The 15,881-nt window shown below is 62.3% G+C and carries 9 protein-coding genes; 6 read left to right on the top strand and 3 right to left on the bottom strand.

Going from position 1 to position 15,881, the window contains the following annotated elements; genetic code table 11:
• Nucleotides 1-6: 6 nt before the first annotated feature.
• Entirely contained in the window at nt 7-2,499 is a 2,493-nt protein-coding gene (locus I2H19_RS01930; protein ID WP_195620921.1) for a peptidase U32 family protein, read from the bottom strand.
• A 299-nt stretch (nt 2,500-2,798) separates the two neighbouring features.
• Between I2H19_RS01930 and I2H19_RS01935 the strand changes: the two genes are divergently transcribed.
• Nucleotides 2,799-3,176, top strand: a complete 378-nt coding sequence (locus I2H19_RS01935; protein ID WP_195620922.1) for a RidA family protein — start codon at nt 2,799-2,801, stop codon at nt 3,174-3,176.
• 112 nt (nt 3,177-3,288) lie between these two features.
• On the opposite strand, the gene I2H19_RS01940 is transcribed toward I2H19_RS01935, so the two are convergent.
• The gene (locus I2H19_RS01940) at nt 3,289-3,945 is read right to left on the bottom strand and encodes a helix-turn-helix transcriptional regulator (RefSeq protein WP_271745430.1); all 657 of its coding nucleotides are present in this window, start codon (nt 3,943-3,945) and stop codon (nt 3,289-3,291) included.
• Between the two features lie 352 nt (nt 3,946-4,297).
• Between I2H19_RS01940 and I2H19_RS01945 the strand changes: the two genes are divergently transcribed.
• From I2H19_RS01945 to xdh, 5 genes are all read left to right on the top strand, one after another.
• A complete protein-coding gene (locus I2H19_RS01945) occupies nt 4,298-5,692 on the top strand; it encodes a uracil-xanthine permease family protein (protein ID WP_055285183.1) in 1,395 nt (464 codons plus the stop codon).
• A 195-nt stretch (nt 5,693-5,887) separates the two neighbouring features.
• Entirely contained in the window at nt 5,888-7,243 is a 1,356-nt protein-coding gene (gene ssnA, locus I2H19_RS01950; protein WP_195620925.1) for a putative aminohydrolase SsnA, read from the top strand.
• Between the two features lie 148 nt (nt 7,244-7,391).
• Nucleotides 7,392-10,391, top strand: a complete 3,000-nt coding sequence (ygfK, locus tag I2H19_RS01955; protein ID WP_195620927.1) for a putative selenate reductase subunit YgfK — start codon at nt 7,392-7,394, stop codon at nt 10,389-10,391.
• 11 nt (nt 10,392-10,402) lie between these two features.
• Nucleotides 10,403-10,882, top strand: a complete 480-nt coding sequence (locus I2H19_RS01960) for a 4Fe-4S binding protein (protein WP_055285180.1) — start codon at nt 10,403-10,405, stop codon at nt 10,880-10,882.
• Between the two features lie 12 nt (nt 10,883-10,894).
• Complete coding sequence (gene xdh, locus I2H19_RS01965) at nt 10,895-13,672, top strand: selenium-dependent xanthine dehydrogenase (protein ID WP_195620929.1); 2,778 nt, start codon at nt 10,895-10,897, stop codon at nt 13,670-13,672.
• A 339-nt stretch (nt 13,673-14,011) separates the two neighbouring features.
• On the opposite strand, the gene I2H19_RS01970 is transcribed toward xdh, so the two are convergent.
• Nucleotides 14,012-15,010: a hypothetical protein gene (locus I2H19_RS01970; protein WP_195620930.1), complete on the bottom strand. Its 999-nt coding sequence runs from the start codon at nt 15,008-15,010 to the stop codon at nt 14,012-14,014.
• Nucleotides 15,011-15,881: the final 871 nt, after the last annotated feature.

Raw genomic sequence — 15,881 nt, forward strand, 5'->3', positions numbered from 1 at the left:
TTTCGGTTAGCTGATTCCCACAAACATGCAGCCCGAGGTCGCCCCGCGCAGACGGGCGGCGGGCTTACGGCCCGCCTGCGCCGCTTCGACGGCACGACGGACGCGGGCGACGGCACGGCTCACCTCATCCGTCTCGAGCAACGTTCCGTCAACCATGAGACGACGCACACCGGCATCGAGCAGCTGAGGAACCTGCGGCGTGAGGTCGATGGGGTAGGCATCGTACAGGCGAGAGCGGCCGTGGATGTCGGTGCGGACGGGCATGACCTTTCCGTCGATATTCTTGAGCGAGAGCTTGCGGGCACGCAGACGGCAGTTGACACAATCGTGGATGCAGCCGTTGGCAACCTGCAGAATGCAGTGTTCGCTCGTCATAACGCGCGGACGGCCAAAGACGGTGATGCCCAGAGCCGCGGGCGCGGCGGCGCCGAGCGAGGCAATCTCGTCGAGCGTGATCTCGGGCGAGAGCCAAAATGCGCCGGCTCCGCGCTCGGCAAGCGCCTCCATGCAGGGTATGTTGTGCACCGGCAGGCAAGAGCGAATCTCGGCCGTGGCGCCGGCATGCGCGGCTACGGCGAGCTCGGAGATATTGCCGACGGCGACGGTGGCTCCGGCATTGATCCAAGGATCGACGCGCTCGTGGTCGACGGCGCGGCAGACCTCGTCGAGTACGGGCACGATACCCTGCTCAAATGCATCGGCAGGGGAGAGTCCGACAGCCTCGAGCGCGTCGGTGGTCATATAGATGCGCGCGGCGCCCTCGGCGCGAGCCGCCTCGGCGGCTTCGAGCGTGGTGACGGCGGCGCAGATCTGCGGCTCATCGCGGTAATGCTCGGGCATGGCGCGCGTACATTTGTCGAGCAACGGAATCTCGAGCGTTTTCGCGCGCTCCTCGTACGGCGCCAGAATGGTCTCCTCCAATGCTTTACAGGCGGCGGCGCGCACCTTGTGCACGGCGGAGAAGCCCATGCCGCAGCCGGCGTCGAGCGAAACGTCAAAGCTCGCAGCCTCAAAGGGCGAGGAACCCATACGGCCCACATGCTCAACCAGGTCTGCCGCCTCGACGGCGCGAGTCTTGGCGGCCTCGACGGTGAAGCCTGTGGCGGTGGCGGCGAGCGCGGGGTTGTCACAGCAGGTGAGTGTGACGGTAAACGGCTCGCCCAGGCGCGCCACGACGGACACATCAACAGCTCGGCGGCGCAGCACATCGCGCTTGAGCGCGGCGCCGGCGGCGTCGATGGCACGCTGACTGCGAATCACGCGGACGCGGCAGCCCTCGGGCATGCTGCGGGGTACGCGACATTCGATGATGTCGCCCGCGGCGGCATCATCGGCAGCAATGGTGGTCAGGAACTGGTCAAACTCGTTATCGTGGCGAAGCTCCAGCAGGTCGCCCTTGCCCACGGGCTCAAGCAGCTCAATGCGGGCGATGGCGGCGCGGCGACGGCGATCGTCGGGCTTTAGTCCGCGTACATCGCGGTTGGCCAGACGGCTGCCCAGCACCGTGCCCACAATCTGGCCGCGGTTGTTGGAGCGCTCGTAGCTCATCATCTCGTCGCCCGAGGTGCCATCCTGGTAGGCGTGCGTAAAGTCGCGATTAAAGCAGCGCTTGAGCTGGCGCTGGCGAGCGGCGTCCTCGTGCTTATCTACGGCGACCCCGGCCAGCATGTCATCAATCTGGTGACGGTACACATCGACGATGGAGTACACGTAATCGGGAGCCTTCATGCGGCCCTCGAGCTTGAGCGATGCGGCGCCGGCGTCATACAGACGGCGAACAAGCTGCGACGTGTTAGTGTCGCGCGGGCATAGCGCGCGCTCGCGACCGGCAGGGGAGAGCGAGCGGCCGTTCTCGTCGATCAGCTCGTAAGGCAGGCGACAGGGCTGAGCGCACATGCCGCGGTTGGCCGAGCGGCCCGCCATGGCAAAGCTCGACAGCAGGCACAGACCCGAGTAGCAAAAGCAGATGGCGCCGTGGCTAAAGACCTCGAGGTCCACATCGGGCGCGGCGTTGTGAATGGCGGCGATCTCGTCGATGGAGAGCTCGCGCGAGAGAGTCACGCGGTCGGCGCCCTGCTCGCGGCACCAAAGCGTTCCGCGGTCATCATGGATGTTCGCCTGGGTCGAGATATGCGTCTCGATGCCGGGCATCGTGCGCTTGACCTCAAAGAACAGGCCCCAGTCCTGGATGATGAAGGCGTCGGCGCCCAGCGTGGAGCAGCGATGGATGAGTTGCAGCGCATCGCCCATCTCGGACTGCTTGATGACGATGTTGACCGTGACGTAGACGCGCGACCCGGCTAGATGTGCGGCGCGGCAGGCTTGCTCAAAGGCCTCGTCGGTAAAGTTGGTGGCCTTGCGGCGGGCGTTGAAGCTGCCCATGCCGCAATAGATGGCGTCTGCCCCCGCGGCGAGTGCGGCGGCAAAGGGCTCGGGCCCTCCGGCGGGCGCCAAAAGCTCGGGTCTGCGGTTGGTGGTTCGACTGGCGGTTGCGGTCATATCCTGCCTTTCAAAATGCTCAGATATTCAAAAGTATAGTGGTGCCGTTGCGGCAGGCGATGCCCGTGCTCCAAGCGGGATAAAGTCTTCAGCAGCTTGGGCTGGCTGACCCCGTGGAGAACCGTTCAGCGGTTCGGGGAAACCGTTGGGCGATAAAATATTCTCGTAAACTGATAATAATCTTGCATCGCGCGGAAACCTTGAGTACTATCCCAATCAAGCGCGGTGTTCAGACCGAACTGTGCCTCCCGGTGCGAACGCCGCGCTCACGCTTTCTAGTTAACCGTAAGGAGATAAACATGAGCAAGACCGTCGTGTCTTCCGATAACGCACCCGCAGCCATCGGACCGTATTCCCCCGGTATCCAGACCGGCAACATGGTGTTCCTGTCCGGCCAGCTGGGCATCGACCCCACAACTGGCAAGATGCCCAAGGGCGTCGAGGCCCAGGCCAAGCAGTCCCTTGCTAACGTCGAGGCCCTGCTGACTGCCGCCGGCGCTACGTTTGCCGATGTCGTCAAGACCACGGTCTACCTGGCCGACATTGCCGACTTCGCTGCCGTGAACGAGATCTACGCCTCCAAGTTCGAGGCTCCGTTCCCCGCGCGCAGCGCTTTCCAGGTTGCCGCCCTTCCGGCTGGCGGTCTGGTCGAGATCGAGGTCGTCGCCGCTCTCTAAGGCGTTGGCAACAACTAAACATGACATGCAAAAAGACCCTGCAGCGCGTGCGAGCTGCAGGGTCTTTTGTTAAGTGACGGATCGCTTGTGGAGCTGCGCTCCATTTTGCTCGTTAGCCCTCCTTGCGAACTTTTTGCAGGTAGCGGTAGACGCTGGGCTCCGAGATGCCCAGCGCGGTGGCGGCGCAGGCCACGGCGCCCTTGAGCATGAACACCCCGTTGCCGTTGAGGTGGCGAATGACGTCCACGCGGTCGCCCTGACCAAGCGACGCTACATCCAGCCCGCGCGCGCTCAGCAACTCGGCAATGCTGCGGTCGATGAGCTCCTGTGTGGACTCCGAAAGGCTTTCGACCTCGATAGGGGCGGGCTCCGTGCGCGTCGGCGCCGCGTCGAAGCACGCCATGAGCTGCTGCGCCATGGCGTTGATGGAGCGTACGGTCGAGAGGTCGGTGTTGACGCAGAGCATACCGACGATCTCGTCATTCTCGCGGATAAAGTACGTCGCCGACTCCAACGTCTTGCCACCGGCACCGCGGCCCTCGTAGCCCGTAATAAACGGCAGGTCGCGATACTTGGCGTCGTGCATGATCTTGAGTGCCAGATCGGTGGCGGGACCGCCGACCTTGCGGCCGCTCACGATGCCGTTGCGAATATCGACGATGGCGTGGTCGGGATCTGAGAAATCGTGCAGCACGATTTCGCTGTTCTTACCGAGTATCTGCTCCAGGAAATCGACCATCGGCAAAAAGCGACGTACGGTCTCGTTCACGGGCAACTCCTTGGGGTGAAATCGGAAATGTTCATAACAATTTTTTCTCATGGTAACACGCCATTCCTCATCTCGCATATTCGCAGGTACATTGCGTAATACAGACGAACGGTAGGAATTTGGCGGTAAACGGTTGACCAAAAGAAAAGTTAGATGCTATTTTGACCGGACACTTTCCTGACCTGCGGAAATTCGTTATCTCAGCTTAAGAATAGTCTGATAACAAAAAATTATTATTGAGAATGAGAATCATCTTTAATACGATATCCAACGAAGGCACAACCTCAACCCCGCACTGCGTCACAATAGAGCGTTAGATGCGAAAACAACTATTTCGAGGATTGGTGGTCAAATGACCCAGGAGACGGTTACGAACGGCACTGAAGCCCTGTTCACTCGCGAAGGCATGCCTCCCGTTAAGGAAATGATCCCGTGTGCCCTTCAGCACGTACTGGCATCGTTTGCCGGCATCATTACCCCGGCGGTCATCATGGCCGGCGTCTACGGCTTTAATAGCCAGCAGAGCACCGACATCATCCAGGTCGCGCTCATTCTTTCGGCGATCGATACGGCCCTTCAGGCCTTCGCTCCCTTCCGTCGCATCGGCGGCGGCCTGCCCATCGTCATGGGCGTTTCCTTCGCGTTCCTGCCGGCCCTGCAGGCCATGGGTGCCTCGGGCTTTAGCTTTGGTGCGCTGCTGGGCGGCGAGATCGTCGGTGGCGCCGTCGCGGTCCTCTTTGGTCTGGCCTACAGCAAGATCAAGTGGCTGTTCCCGCCTGTCGTGACCGGTACGGTCATCTTCTCCATTGGCGTCTCTCTCTATCCCACGGCTGTCAAGTATATGGCCGGCGGTATGGGTACGCCGCTGTGGGGCACCCCGCAGGCCTGGTGCGTCGCTCTTATCACCTTCGCCGTGGTCTTTGCGCTCGCCAACTTTGGCAAGGGCACGCTCAAGCTGGGATCCGTGTTCTTTGGCATGATCGTTGGTATGATCGTCTCCATCCCCTTTGGCATGATCGACTTCTCCAGCGTCGCCACCGCCCAGGTCTTCGCCCTTCCCAAGCTCATGCCCTATGCGCTCGAGTTTGATCCCGAGGTCTGCATTACCCTCGCCGTCGTGTTCCCCATGGTTGCCATCCAGGTTATCGGCGACGTCTCTGCCGCCTGCCTGGGCTCCATCGACCGTATGCCCACCGAGCGCGAGCTCTCCGGCGCTATCGTGTCCCAGGGCCTCACCTCTATGGTCGGCGGCCTGCTGGGCGGTCTTCCCACCAGCGCCCTTGGCCAGAACGTGGGCATCATCTGCTCCAACAAGGTCGTCAACAAGTGGGTCTTTGTGATCATCGCGGCCGTCTTTGCCATCGCCGGCCTGTTCCCGCAGCTCTCGGCCGTGCTCTCCGCCATCCCGCAGCCCGTCATCGGCGGCGCGACCGTCGGCGTCTTTGGCACCATCACCATGAACGGCGTGCGCATGTTCACCCGCGAGGGCCTCACGCAGCGCACTACCACCATCGTCGGTACCTCCGTCGTCTTTGGCCTGGGTATCTGGATGGCCAGCGGTTGCCTTGCCGGCGAGGGTATGCCCGCCTGGGTGTCCACCGTCATCGGCTCCAATGCCGTAACTCCCACCGCCATCATGGCCATTGTCCTTAACCTGATCCTTCCGCAGACGCCGGTCGTGGCTCAACACATCGATGCTGCCAAGGACGCTGCCGTGGATCTGGTCTTGCCCGAGAGCAAGAAGTAACCAATTCGGTGCTATTCGTCGGTGGACGCATCGCCTCGTCCGCCGACGTCATGCGGCGCCAAGCCGCACTTCAAAGGGTTTGTCCCTTTGGTGAAGCGTTGACGGGAGAGGGCCCGTTTCCGGTGTAGGCCGGCGCTTCGCACTCCGCCATGTCAGAGGTGTCAAACCCCGCCTCTGATGTCGAAGGGAGCATCCATGCTTCTGGTCGCTAACGGTTCCGTCTTTACCCGCAACGCTCAGGCCCCGTTCATTCCAAACGGTGCGGTCGCCATTGACGGAGATACGATCGTCGAAGTGGGCCCCGAGTGCGAGCTCAAGGCCAAGTACCCGGATGCCGAGTACGTCGACGCCCAGGGCAACCTCATCATGCCCGGACTCATCAACTGCCACACCCACATCTACTCGGGTCTGGCCCGCGGCCTTGCCATTAAGGGCTGCAACCCCACTAACTTCCTGGAGAATCTTGAGCAGCAGTGGTGGAAGATCGACGACAACCTGACACTCGACGGCACCAAGGCCAGCGCCTACGCCACGATTCTTGACTCCATCCGCGATGGCGTCACCACGATCTTCGATCACCATGCGAGCTTCTGTGAGATCCCGGGAAGCCTCTTTACCATTAAGGATGCAGCTCAGGAGCTGGGCATGCGTTCGTGCCTGTGCTACGAGGTCTCCGACCGTCGCGGTCAGGAAAAGTGCGACCAGGCCATTGCCGAGAACGCCGAATTTGCCCAGTGGGCCGCCAAGGAGCGTCGCGATAACGACAACCACATGATCGCCGCCATGTTTGGCGGTCACGCCACCTTTACGCTGTCGGACGAGACCATGGACAAGATGGCCGAGGCCAACAACGGCTTGACCGGCTTCCACATCCATGTGTGCGAGGGCATGAACGACGTGTGGGACTCCCGCCTCAACCGCGGCGGCATCAGTCCCGTCGAGCGCCTGCTGCAGCACAACCTGCTGGGTCCCGACACCATGCTGGGTCACTGCATCCACGTGACGCCTGCCGAGATGGATATCGTCAAGGAGTCCGGCACCTGGCTCGTCAACAACCCCGAATCCAATATGGGCAACGCCGTGGGCTGCGCCCCCGTGCTCGAGTTCTTCCGCCGCGGCATTCCCGTGTGCATGGGCACCGACGCCTACACCCACGATATGCTCGAGAGCCTTAAGGTCTTCCTGATCATTCAGCGCCACAACGCCGCCATGCCCAACGTGGGCTGGTGCGAGGCCATGACGATGCTGTTCGAGAACAACGCCAAGATGGCGAGCAAGTACTTCGATCGCAAGCTCGGCGTGCTCGAGGCCGGCGCTGCCGCCGACGTCATCGTTATGGACTACAAGCCCTTTACGCCGCTGAGCGAGGAGAACATCGACGGCCACATGCTCTTTGGCATGATGGGCAAAAACTGCCGCACCACCATCATCAACGGCCGCGTCCTGTACAAGGATCGCGAGTTCGTTGGCATTGATGAGGACAAGATCAACGCGTGGACCATGGCTGAGTCCAAGAAGCTCTGGAGCACGCTCAACGAACGCACCTACTAATTACAAGTAGATTCACGCGCGTCGGATGTTTCGCCGCGTTCGACGCGCGTATAGGCGGCCTCCGCGGGGTCGCCGGCGCTGTGCTAGCGCTACACCGTATTTGCGCCCGTCGCGCGGTCTCGCCGGGCGTTACAGAGAGGAGCTCATTATGAGCGACATCATGAGGCCGATCCCGTTTTCGCAGCTGATGAACTGGATCATCGAGGAGCACAAGACTCAGGGCGCCGTCTTTGGCGTGCGCAAGATGGTCACGACCAACCAGGAGGGCGCGCTTCCCATTTTTGACGAGCGCATCGAGACTCCGTTTGGCCCGGCCGCCGGTCCCAATACGCAGCTGGCCCAGAACATCGTGGCATCCTACGTGGCCGGTTCCCGCTTCTTTGAGCTCAAGACCGTTCAGGTTATGGACGGCGAGGAGCTCTCCAAGTGTGTGAACAAGCCCTGCATCGTGGCGCAGGACGAGTGCTACAACTGCGAGTGGTCGACCGAGCTCGAGGTTCCGCAGGCCTTTGCCGAGTACGTGAAGGCATGGTTTGCCTGCCACCTGATCGCTCGCGAGTACGGCCTGGGCAGCCCGGATGGTTTTGTCTTCAACATGTCCGTGGGTTATGACCTCGAGGGCATCAAGAGCCCCAAGGTCGATGCGTACATTGAGGGCATGAAGGACGCCAGCGGCTCCGAGGTTTGGAACGAGTGCCGCACGTGGGCGCTCGCTAACCTGGACAAGTTTGAGAATGTCGATGCCGCGTTTGTCGAGTCCATCCCGGCGCGCGTCTCCAACTCCATTACCGAGTCCACGCTGCATGGCTGCCCGCCGGCGGAGATCGAGCGCATCGCGACCTATCTGATTACCGAGAAGGGTCTCAACACCTACATCAAGTGCAACCCCACGCTGCTGGGCTATGAGTTTGCTCGCCAGCGCCTCAACGAGCTGGGCTTCGACTACATCGTCTTCGATGACACGCACTTCCGCGAGGATCTGCAGTGGGTCGACGCTGTGCCCATGTTTGAGCGTCTGATTGCCCTGTGTGCCGAGCGCGGCCTGGAGTTTGGCGTCAAGCTGACCAACACGTTCCCCGTCGACGTGACGAGGAACGAGCTGCCCTCCACCGAGATGTACATGTCCGGCCGTTCGCTGTTCTCGCTGACCATCGAGGCCGCCCGCCGCATTACCGAGCAGTTCGATGGCAAGCTGCGCATTAGCTACTCTGGCGGTGCTACGGTCTACAACATCCGCGCCCTGTACGATGCCGGCATTTGGCCCGTCACCCTGGCGACCGACGTACTCAAGCCTGGTGGCTACGAGCGCTTTAGCCAGATGGCTGGCGAGTTTACCGACCTGGATGGCAAGCCGTTCGCGGGCGTCTCTCTCGAGGCCGTGACTGCGATCCAGACCGACTCGCTCACCAACCCGCTCTACAAGAAGCCGCTGCGCCCGCTGCCCGACCGCAAGGTCGCCGGCAAGAGCCCGCTTTCCGACTGCTTTACCACGCCGTGCCGCACGAGCTGCCCCATCCAGCAGGATATTCCCGCCTATCTGGCGGCTGTTGACGAGGGCCGCTACGAGGACGCACTCAACATCATCATCGAGCGCAACGCCCTGCCGTTCATCACCGGTACCATCTGCCCGCATCCCTGCGGCCGTGCCTGCGAGCGTGCGTTCTACGAGCCCGAGGGCGCCCAGATCCGCGCCAGCAAGCTCAAGGCCGCCCGCGAGGCCATGACGGCCGTGCTGCCCAAGCTGCGCGCCCAGGCCATCGCCAACGACGGCGAGCGCAACGTTGCCGTTATCGGCGGCGGCCCGGCCGGCCTGGCGACGGCGTTCTTCCTGACGCGTGCCGGCGTGCCCGTCACCATCTTCGAGGCCCGCGATTCGCTCGGCGGCGTGGTCCGTCACGTGATCCCCGAGTTCCGTATCGCCAGTGACGATATCTCTCACGATGCCGAGCTCTGCTTGGCCTTTGGCGCCAAGGTACAGCTCAATGCTCGCGTGGATTCCATTGAAGAGCTCAAGGCCCAGGGCTTTACCAACGTGGTCGTGGCCACCGGTGCCTGGATGCCCGGCTCTGCGGGCTTGGGCGAGGGTGCCGAGCTCGACGTGCTGGAGTTCCTCGAGGCCGCCAAGAAGGGCGAGAAGCTCGAGCTGGGCGAGGATGTCGTAGTCATTGGCGCCGGTAACACCGCTATGGATGCGGCTCGCGTGGCCAAGCGCCTGGCTGGTGTGAAGAACGTGCGTCTGGTGTATCGTCGCACCAAGAAGCAGATGCCCGCCGACGAGGAAGAGCTTGATCTTGCTCTTGCCGACGGCGTTGAGTTCTGCGAGCTGCTGGCGCCCAAGGCACTCAACGGCGCCGTGCTGACCTGCGACGTTATGGGGCTTGGCGAGCCGGATGCAAGCGGCCGCCGCAGCCCCGTCGCCACGGGCGAGACCGTCGAGCTTCCCGCCACCACGGTGATCTGCGCCGTGGGCGAGGGCATCGATGCCAGCCTGTACGACGCCGCGGGCGTCGAGCACGACCGTCGCGGCCGCCTTGCCGCCACCTCCACCGGCGTCGAGGGCGTTTGGGCTGCCGGTGACTGCCGTCGCGGTCCGGCCACCGTGGTCGAGGCTATCGCCGACGCCGCCGAGGTCGCCCGCGCCATCGCCGGCGTGGACTTTAACAAGTACGCCGACTGCAACGAGCAGGCCGGCCGCGAGGACACCTGCTACGAGCGCAAGGGGTCGCTGTGCCGCGACAAGCGCAACTGCACCAAGACCCGCTGCCTGGGCTGCGGCTCGGTGTGCGAGGTCTGCTGCGATGTGTGCCCCAACCGCGCCAACGTGGCAATTAAGGTGCCGGGCCTGGCCAAGCATCAGGTCGTCCATGTCGACGGCATGTGCAACGAATGCGGTAACTGCGCCGTGTTCTGCCCCTACCAGGAGGGTCGTCCCTACAAGGACAAGCTCACCCTGTTCTGGAGCGAGCAGGACATGGAGAACTCCGAGAACGAGGGCTTCCTGGCCGTGGACGAGGACCACTTTAAGGTTCGCGTCGCCGGCACGGTCCGCACCGTCTCGGTCGATGCCGTCAACACCGGTCTTCCCGAGGCCGTCCGCCTGACCATCAGGGCCGTGCGCGACAACTATTCGTACCTTCTTAAGAAATAGGCGAGTCTCTTATGGCCAAATCCATTCAACATAACGTGGCCTACGTTGCCTGCGGAAGTGGTTGCGCTTCCGCAGGCGGCGACGCCCGCTGCAGCGAAGGCTGCATTGGCTGTGGCGCCTGCGTCACGGCCTGCCCCTACGGCGCCATTGCGCTGGTCGATGGCATCGCCCGCGTGGATCGCTCCAAGTGCACGGGCTGTGGCCTGTGCGGCATGGCGTGCCCGCAGCGCGTGATTGCCTTCGTTCCCGGCTACCAGAACATTCTGGTGCGCTGCAACAACACCGATAAGGGCGCCATCGCTCGCAAGATCTGCGACACGAGCTGCATCGGTTGCGGCATGTGCGCTAAAAAGTGCCCTGCCGGCGCTATCCGCATCGAGGACAACTGCGCCCATATCGACGGCGTGGACTGCCTGTCGTGCGGCATGTGCGCCGTCGTCTGCCCGCATGGCGCCATCCACGACCGCACCGGCATCGCCGCCGGCGTGTAGAAGGGAATCACCATGGCACAGGAATTCACTTTTACCGTTAACGGCGTCGAGCGCACGACGACGGAGAATAAACCGTTGCTGCGCTACCTGCGCGACGACCTGCATATCCATTCCGCCAAGGATGGCTGCTCCGAAGGCGCTTGCGGCACCTGCACCATCCATGTGGACGGTGCGGCCGTCAAGGCGTGCGTACTGACCACCGCTCTTGCCGCCGGTCGCAACATCGTGACCGTCGAGGGCCTGCCCGAGGACGTGCGCGAGGCCTTTGTGTACGCCTTTGGTGCCGTGGGCGCCGTGCAGTGCGGTTTTTGCATCCCCGGCATGGTCATGGCGGGCGCGGCGCTCATCGCTGAGGACCCCGAGCCCACCGAGGAGCAGATCAAGTACGCCATTCGCGGTAACGTCTGCCGCTGCACCGGCTACAAGAAGATCATCGAGGGCATTTCGCTGGCAGCTGCGGTGCTCCGCGGCGAAAAGCAGATCGACGAGGACCTGGAGCGCGGCGACGACTACGGTGTGGGCAAGCGCGCCTTCCGCATCGACGTGCGCAAGAAGGTGCTCGGCGAGGGCAAGTATCCCGACGACATCGACGAGCTCGATCAGCCGGGCCTGACCTATGCTAGCGCCGTGCGCTCCAAGTATCCGCGCGCCCGCGTGCTCTCCATTGATACCTCCAAGGCCGAGGCCCTGCCCGGTGTGGTGGGCATCCTGCGCGCCGAGGACGTGCCGGTCAACCAGGTCGGCCACCTTATCCAGGACTGGGATGTCATGATCGCCCAGGGCGATATCACCCGCTGCGTGGGTGACGCCATCGTGCTGGTGGTTGCCGAGGACGAGGCGACGCTCGAGAAGGCTAAGAAGCTCGTAAAGATTGATTACGAGCCGCTGGAGCCCGTGCGCAACATTGTCGAGGCTAGGGCTGCCGACGCCCCGCGCCTGCATGACAGTTTCTTTGCCTTTGGCAACACGGTGGAACTCAAGGACAACGTGTGCCAGAGCCGTCACGTGACGCGCGGCGACGCCGCCAAGGCGCTAGCGGAGAGCGCGTTCACCGTGACGCAGCGCTTTACCACGCCCTTTACCGAGCATGCCTTCTTGGAGCCCGAGTGCGCCGTCGCCTTCCCGTACAAGAACGGCGTCAAGGTGCAGTCGACCGACCAGGGTGCCTACGATACGCGCAAAGAGTGCGCCCACATGTTTGGCTGGGACAACGAGCCCGAGCGTGTGGTTGTCGAGACCATGCTTGTGGGCGGCGGTTTTGGCGGCAAGGAGGACGTTTCGATCCAGCACCTGGCCGCGCTTGCTGCCTATAAGCTCCAGCGTCCTGTGAAGTGCAAGCTCACGCGTGCCGAGTCGCTCGCGTTCCATCCCAAGCGCCACGCCATGGACGGCACCTTTACGCTGGGCTGCGACGCCGAGGGCAACTTTACCGGTCTGGACTGCGAGATCAACTTTGACACCGGCGCCTACGCGTCGCTGTGCGGCCCGGTGCTCGAGCGCGCCTGCACGCATGCCGTCGGCCCCTACAAGTACCAGAACACCGACATCCGCGGCTTCGGCTACTACACTAACAACCCGCCTGCCGGCGCGTACCGTGGCTTTGGCGTTTGCCAGTCCGAGTTTGCGCTCGAGAGCCTGATCGACCTGCTGGCCGAGAAGGTCGGCCTGGATCCGTGGGAGATTCGCTACCGTAATGCCATCGAGCCGGGCGAGGTTTTGCCCAACGGCCAGATTGCCGACTGCTCCACGGCACTTAAGGAGACGCTGCTCGAGGTCAAGGATGCCTACTACGCGCATCCCGGACATGCCGGCATTGCCTGCGCCATGAAGAACGCCGGCGTGGGCGTGGGCCTGCCCGATGCCGGCCGCTGCAAGATCCGCGTCGAGAACGGCGTGGCCGTGGTCTATGCCGCTACGTCCGACATCGGCCAGGGCTGCAACACGGTCTTTTTGCAGGACGTTGCCGAGGCGTGCGGTCTGCCGCTGAGTTGCATTGCCAATGGCGAGTGCTCCACCGAGAACGCTCCCGACTCCGGCACCACGTCTGGCTCGCGTCAGACGGTCGTGACCGGCGAGGCCGTGCGCGGCGCCGCCTTCCTGCTGCGCGATGCCATGGTTGGCATCGAGGCTGGTAAGCCTGCGCCTGATGCTCCTGTGAGCGCGCATGGCGACGGCGTCAAGATCGAATACGACGACGGTCGCGCCTACCAGCTGCGCACGCAGGAGCTCGTCTCCGGTCAGGGTATGCATCCTCAGGATCCCGCGACCGCCATCAAGGCGCTCGAGGGATGCGAGTTTGGCTACGTGTACTTGGAGCCGACCGACAAGCTGGGTGCGGATGTTCCCAACCCCAAGAGCCACATCTGCTACGGCTTTGCCACGCATGTGGTCATTTTGGACGATGACGGCCGCGTGAGCGAGGTCTATGCTGCGCACGATTCCGGCAAGGTGGTCAACCCCATCTCCATCCAGGGTCAGATCGAAGGCGGCGTGCTCATGGGTATGGGCTATGCGCTTACCGAGGACTGGCCGCTCAAGGACTGCGTGCCCCAGGCAAGGTACGGCACGCTCGGGTTGTTCCGCGCGCCCGAGATTCCGGATATCCACGCCATCTACGTGGAGAAGGACGAACTGCTGCCCGTGGCATACGGCGGCAAGGGCATCGGCGAGATCGCAACGATCCCCACGGCGCCCGCCGTGCAGAACGCCTATCGCGCATTCGACGGCAAGCTGCGTCCGGATCTGCCCATGGTGGATACGCCGTACAGCCGCGCCCGTCACCGTGGGTAGGGCGCAGACGGCATTGCTGATGGGCTGTTCGCGCACAACACCAACTGTATATGCTGCACCTTTGGCCCCAGCTCCATCGTGAGCCGGGGCCTTTTGCTTGGAGCGGAAAGCGTGTCCCGAAATGAGCGCTCAGAATGGGATGCAGTTTCCCCTTGGAGCCCTCGGCGGAAATTACATCCCAGAATCGATGCTCAGAATGGGATGCACTTTCCGGTAGAGCCTCTGGCGGAAAGCGCATCCCGGAATTCGGCTCCAGAGTGGGACACACTTTCCGGTTGGAGCTTCAACCGGAAAGTGTGTCCCGGTTTGGCAGGCAGACGGGCATAAGCTCAACAGCTCCTACAACTCCACCTCGTTGAGCCATGCCGGCAGAGCGGTCTGCCGGATGCCTGCCGTCTGCAGCCTTTTCGCGAGCAGACCCGCCGAGCGGACTTCGCTCATGGTAAAGCGCAGCAGAGGGTGACCGTAGAGCGATAGGTGCGCCTCGCGCTGTCGTTCGGCAACGAGCGCCTCGGCGGTGGTGCGTCCGGCCAACATGGTCTGGTCGGTATATTTGATGAGCCCGTCGAGCTCGCCCAGTGTGAGTTCCCGCGTCTGGCGCTCCCAGGCAAAGTCCGTTCGTATGGGCTTGGCCGAATCGAAGGGGTCCGTCAGCTCGTATTGAAGCCAGTCGGGCGCAAAGCCCGTCTCGATCATGACGGCTCGGGCGACCGATTCTCCACCGCTCTCGGCGCGGGCGTCGGCATATCGAAGTGTCGTGAGGGCAGTGCGAATCGCGCGACCATTGCGGGCGGTCGCTCGTTGTTCGACGGCCTCCATCAACTGCTCTCGCGTAAGGCCGAGCTTTGAGATCGCCGAATCGGCAATGGGCATGCCGTCTGCAAAGCCAGTTTGCAGCAGGCAATCTGTAGCCGTTTGGATGGGCGGCGTTACTGATGTGCCGGATAGACGGATTGCTCCGGCCGGCTCGATCTGATGCCGCTGAATATGCGCGCCCGGGCGAGCCGACGGCTTTGTCGAGCTGCAGACATGCACAACGTTCAGATGTCGCCACGAGACCTCGAGCCCCAGCAGGCAGGCGGCCGAAAACGAGCAGAACGTCCAATCGGGGTGGATGATCGCAAGGGCGCGAATAATCTCGCAATGACGCTGTGCCCGGTTGAGTTCATCCCAGCGCATTTTGCGCGCGAACAGTCCCGGCATGGGCGAGACGACCGCGCTGCCGATGCGCCGAAGGAGCGCTTTTCGGATTGCCGTGCTCGGGGGAATCAGACAGCGCCCCTCTTGTTCGGCTTGAGTGAGCAGTTGGTCGATGAGTTGGTCATTGCAATGGGTCATGAGCTACCGCCTCCTTTTGGGTAGCAAAAAACGTATCAGCCGCAACTTGCCGCCCAACTGACCAAAAGCTGACCAAAATCTAACCATGCAGGTAGATGGCCTGTTTTCGGCGACATTTTTACATTCGAATCGGTGGGCGGTGATCGGCTCCCGTGAACGGCAACAAGTTATGAAGACCTGGTAAGTTTAGGGACGTGTACTTTTTCGAAAAACGGTAGTCTCTCCGCGGAAAGTGCATCCCAGAATTAAGCCTCGGAACGGGATGCATTTTCCAGTAGATGCTTCAGTGGAAAGTTCATCCCAGAATTCAGGCTCAGAACGGGACACGCTTTCCGGATGGCATGCTTGGCGGAAACTACGACCCAGTATTTGGCTCCAGAACGGGACAACCTTTCCGAATCGGTCTTCAAGCGGAAACTACGCCCCGGATTTGACCTTCAGACCGGGATGCCGTTTCCGGTTGAGGCCTCGAGCGGAAAGCGCATCCCATAATCCCCAATGGCACCGCAGCGCATTTCGTGTCCGCGTGGGCGTTTGCGCCGGTCGTCGAATGACGTTATAGCTGGCTATATTATGGGTAGCTATAATGTTCGACTTTTCGACAACCCTCAGCCTGTGGCAGAGCATGGGTCGCCAATCAAGGCGGCGGTTGCCGAGGCCTCGTTACCGAAAATCCATTTGTTAAACCTGGCACCCGTGGGTAGAATAAAGTCGACGGCAGCCCAAGTAGTGAAGAGCTGGGCAGCGCCGTTACTCAGTTTAAGGGGTCAATGCCTTAACGGCGTCGACCCCTCTAATATGAGAAAGCCATTGTCAATAGGCGTGTTTGTTGAGCCCGGTTTAAAACCGGGCTTTTTCGTTTCCCGTCGGG

It is taken from the genome of Collinsella aerofaciens, from assembly GCF_015560135.1.
GTDB classification, from domain to species: Bacteria; Actinomycetota; Coriobacteriia; order Coriobacteriales; family Coriobacteriaceae; genus Collinsella; species Collinsella aerofaciens_AN.

Coding starts and splice junctions, on each gene's coding strand:
- I2H19_RS01935 (WP_195620922.1), top strand. CDS start 2,799: ATGAGCAAGACCGTCGTGTCTTCCGATAACGCACCCGCAGCCATCGGA.
- I2H19_RS01970 (WP_195620930.1), bottom strand. CDS start 15,010: ATGACCCATTGCAATGACCAACTCATCGACCAACTGCTCACTCAAGCC.
- ygfK (WP_195620927.1), top strand. CDS start 7,392: ATGAGCGACATCATGAGGCCGATCCCGTTTTCGCAGCTGATGAACTGG.
- xdh (WP_195620929.1), top strand. CDS start 10,895: ATGGCACAGGAATTCACTTTTACCGTTAACGGCGTCGAGCGCACGACG.
- I2H19_RS01960 (WP_055285180.1), top strand. CDS start 10,403: ATGGCCAAATCCATTCAACATAACGTGGCCTACGTTGCCTGCGGAAGT.
- ssnA (WP_195620925.1), top strand. CDS start 5,888: ATGCTTCTGGTCGCTAACGGTTCCGTCTTTACCCGCAACGCTCAGGCC.
- I2H19_RS01945 (WP_055285183.1), top strand. CDS start 4,298: ATGACCCAGGAGACGGTTACGAACGGCACTGAAGCCCTGTTCACTCGC.
- I2H19_RS01930 (WP_195620921.1), bottom strand. CDS start 2,499: ATGACCGCAACCGCCAGTCGAACCACCAACCGCAGACCCGAGCTTTTG.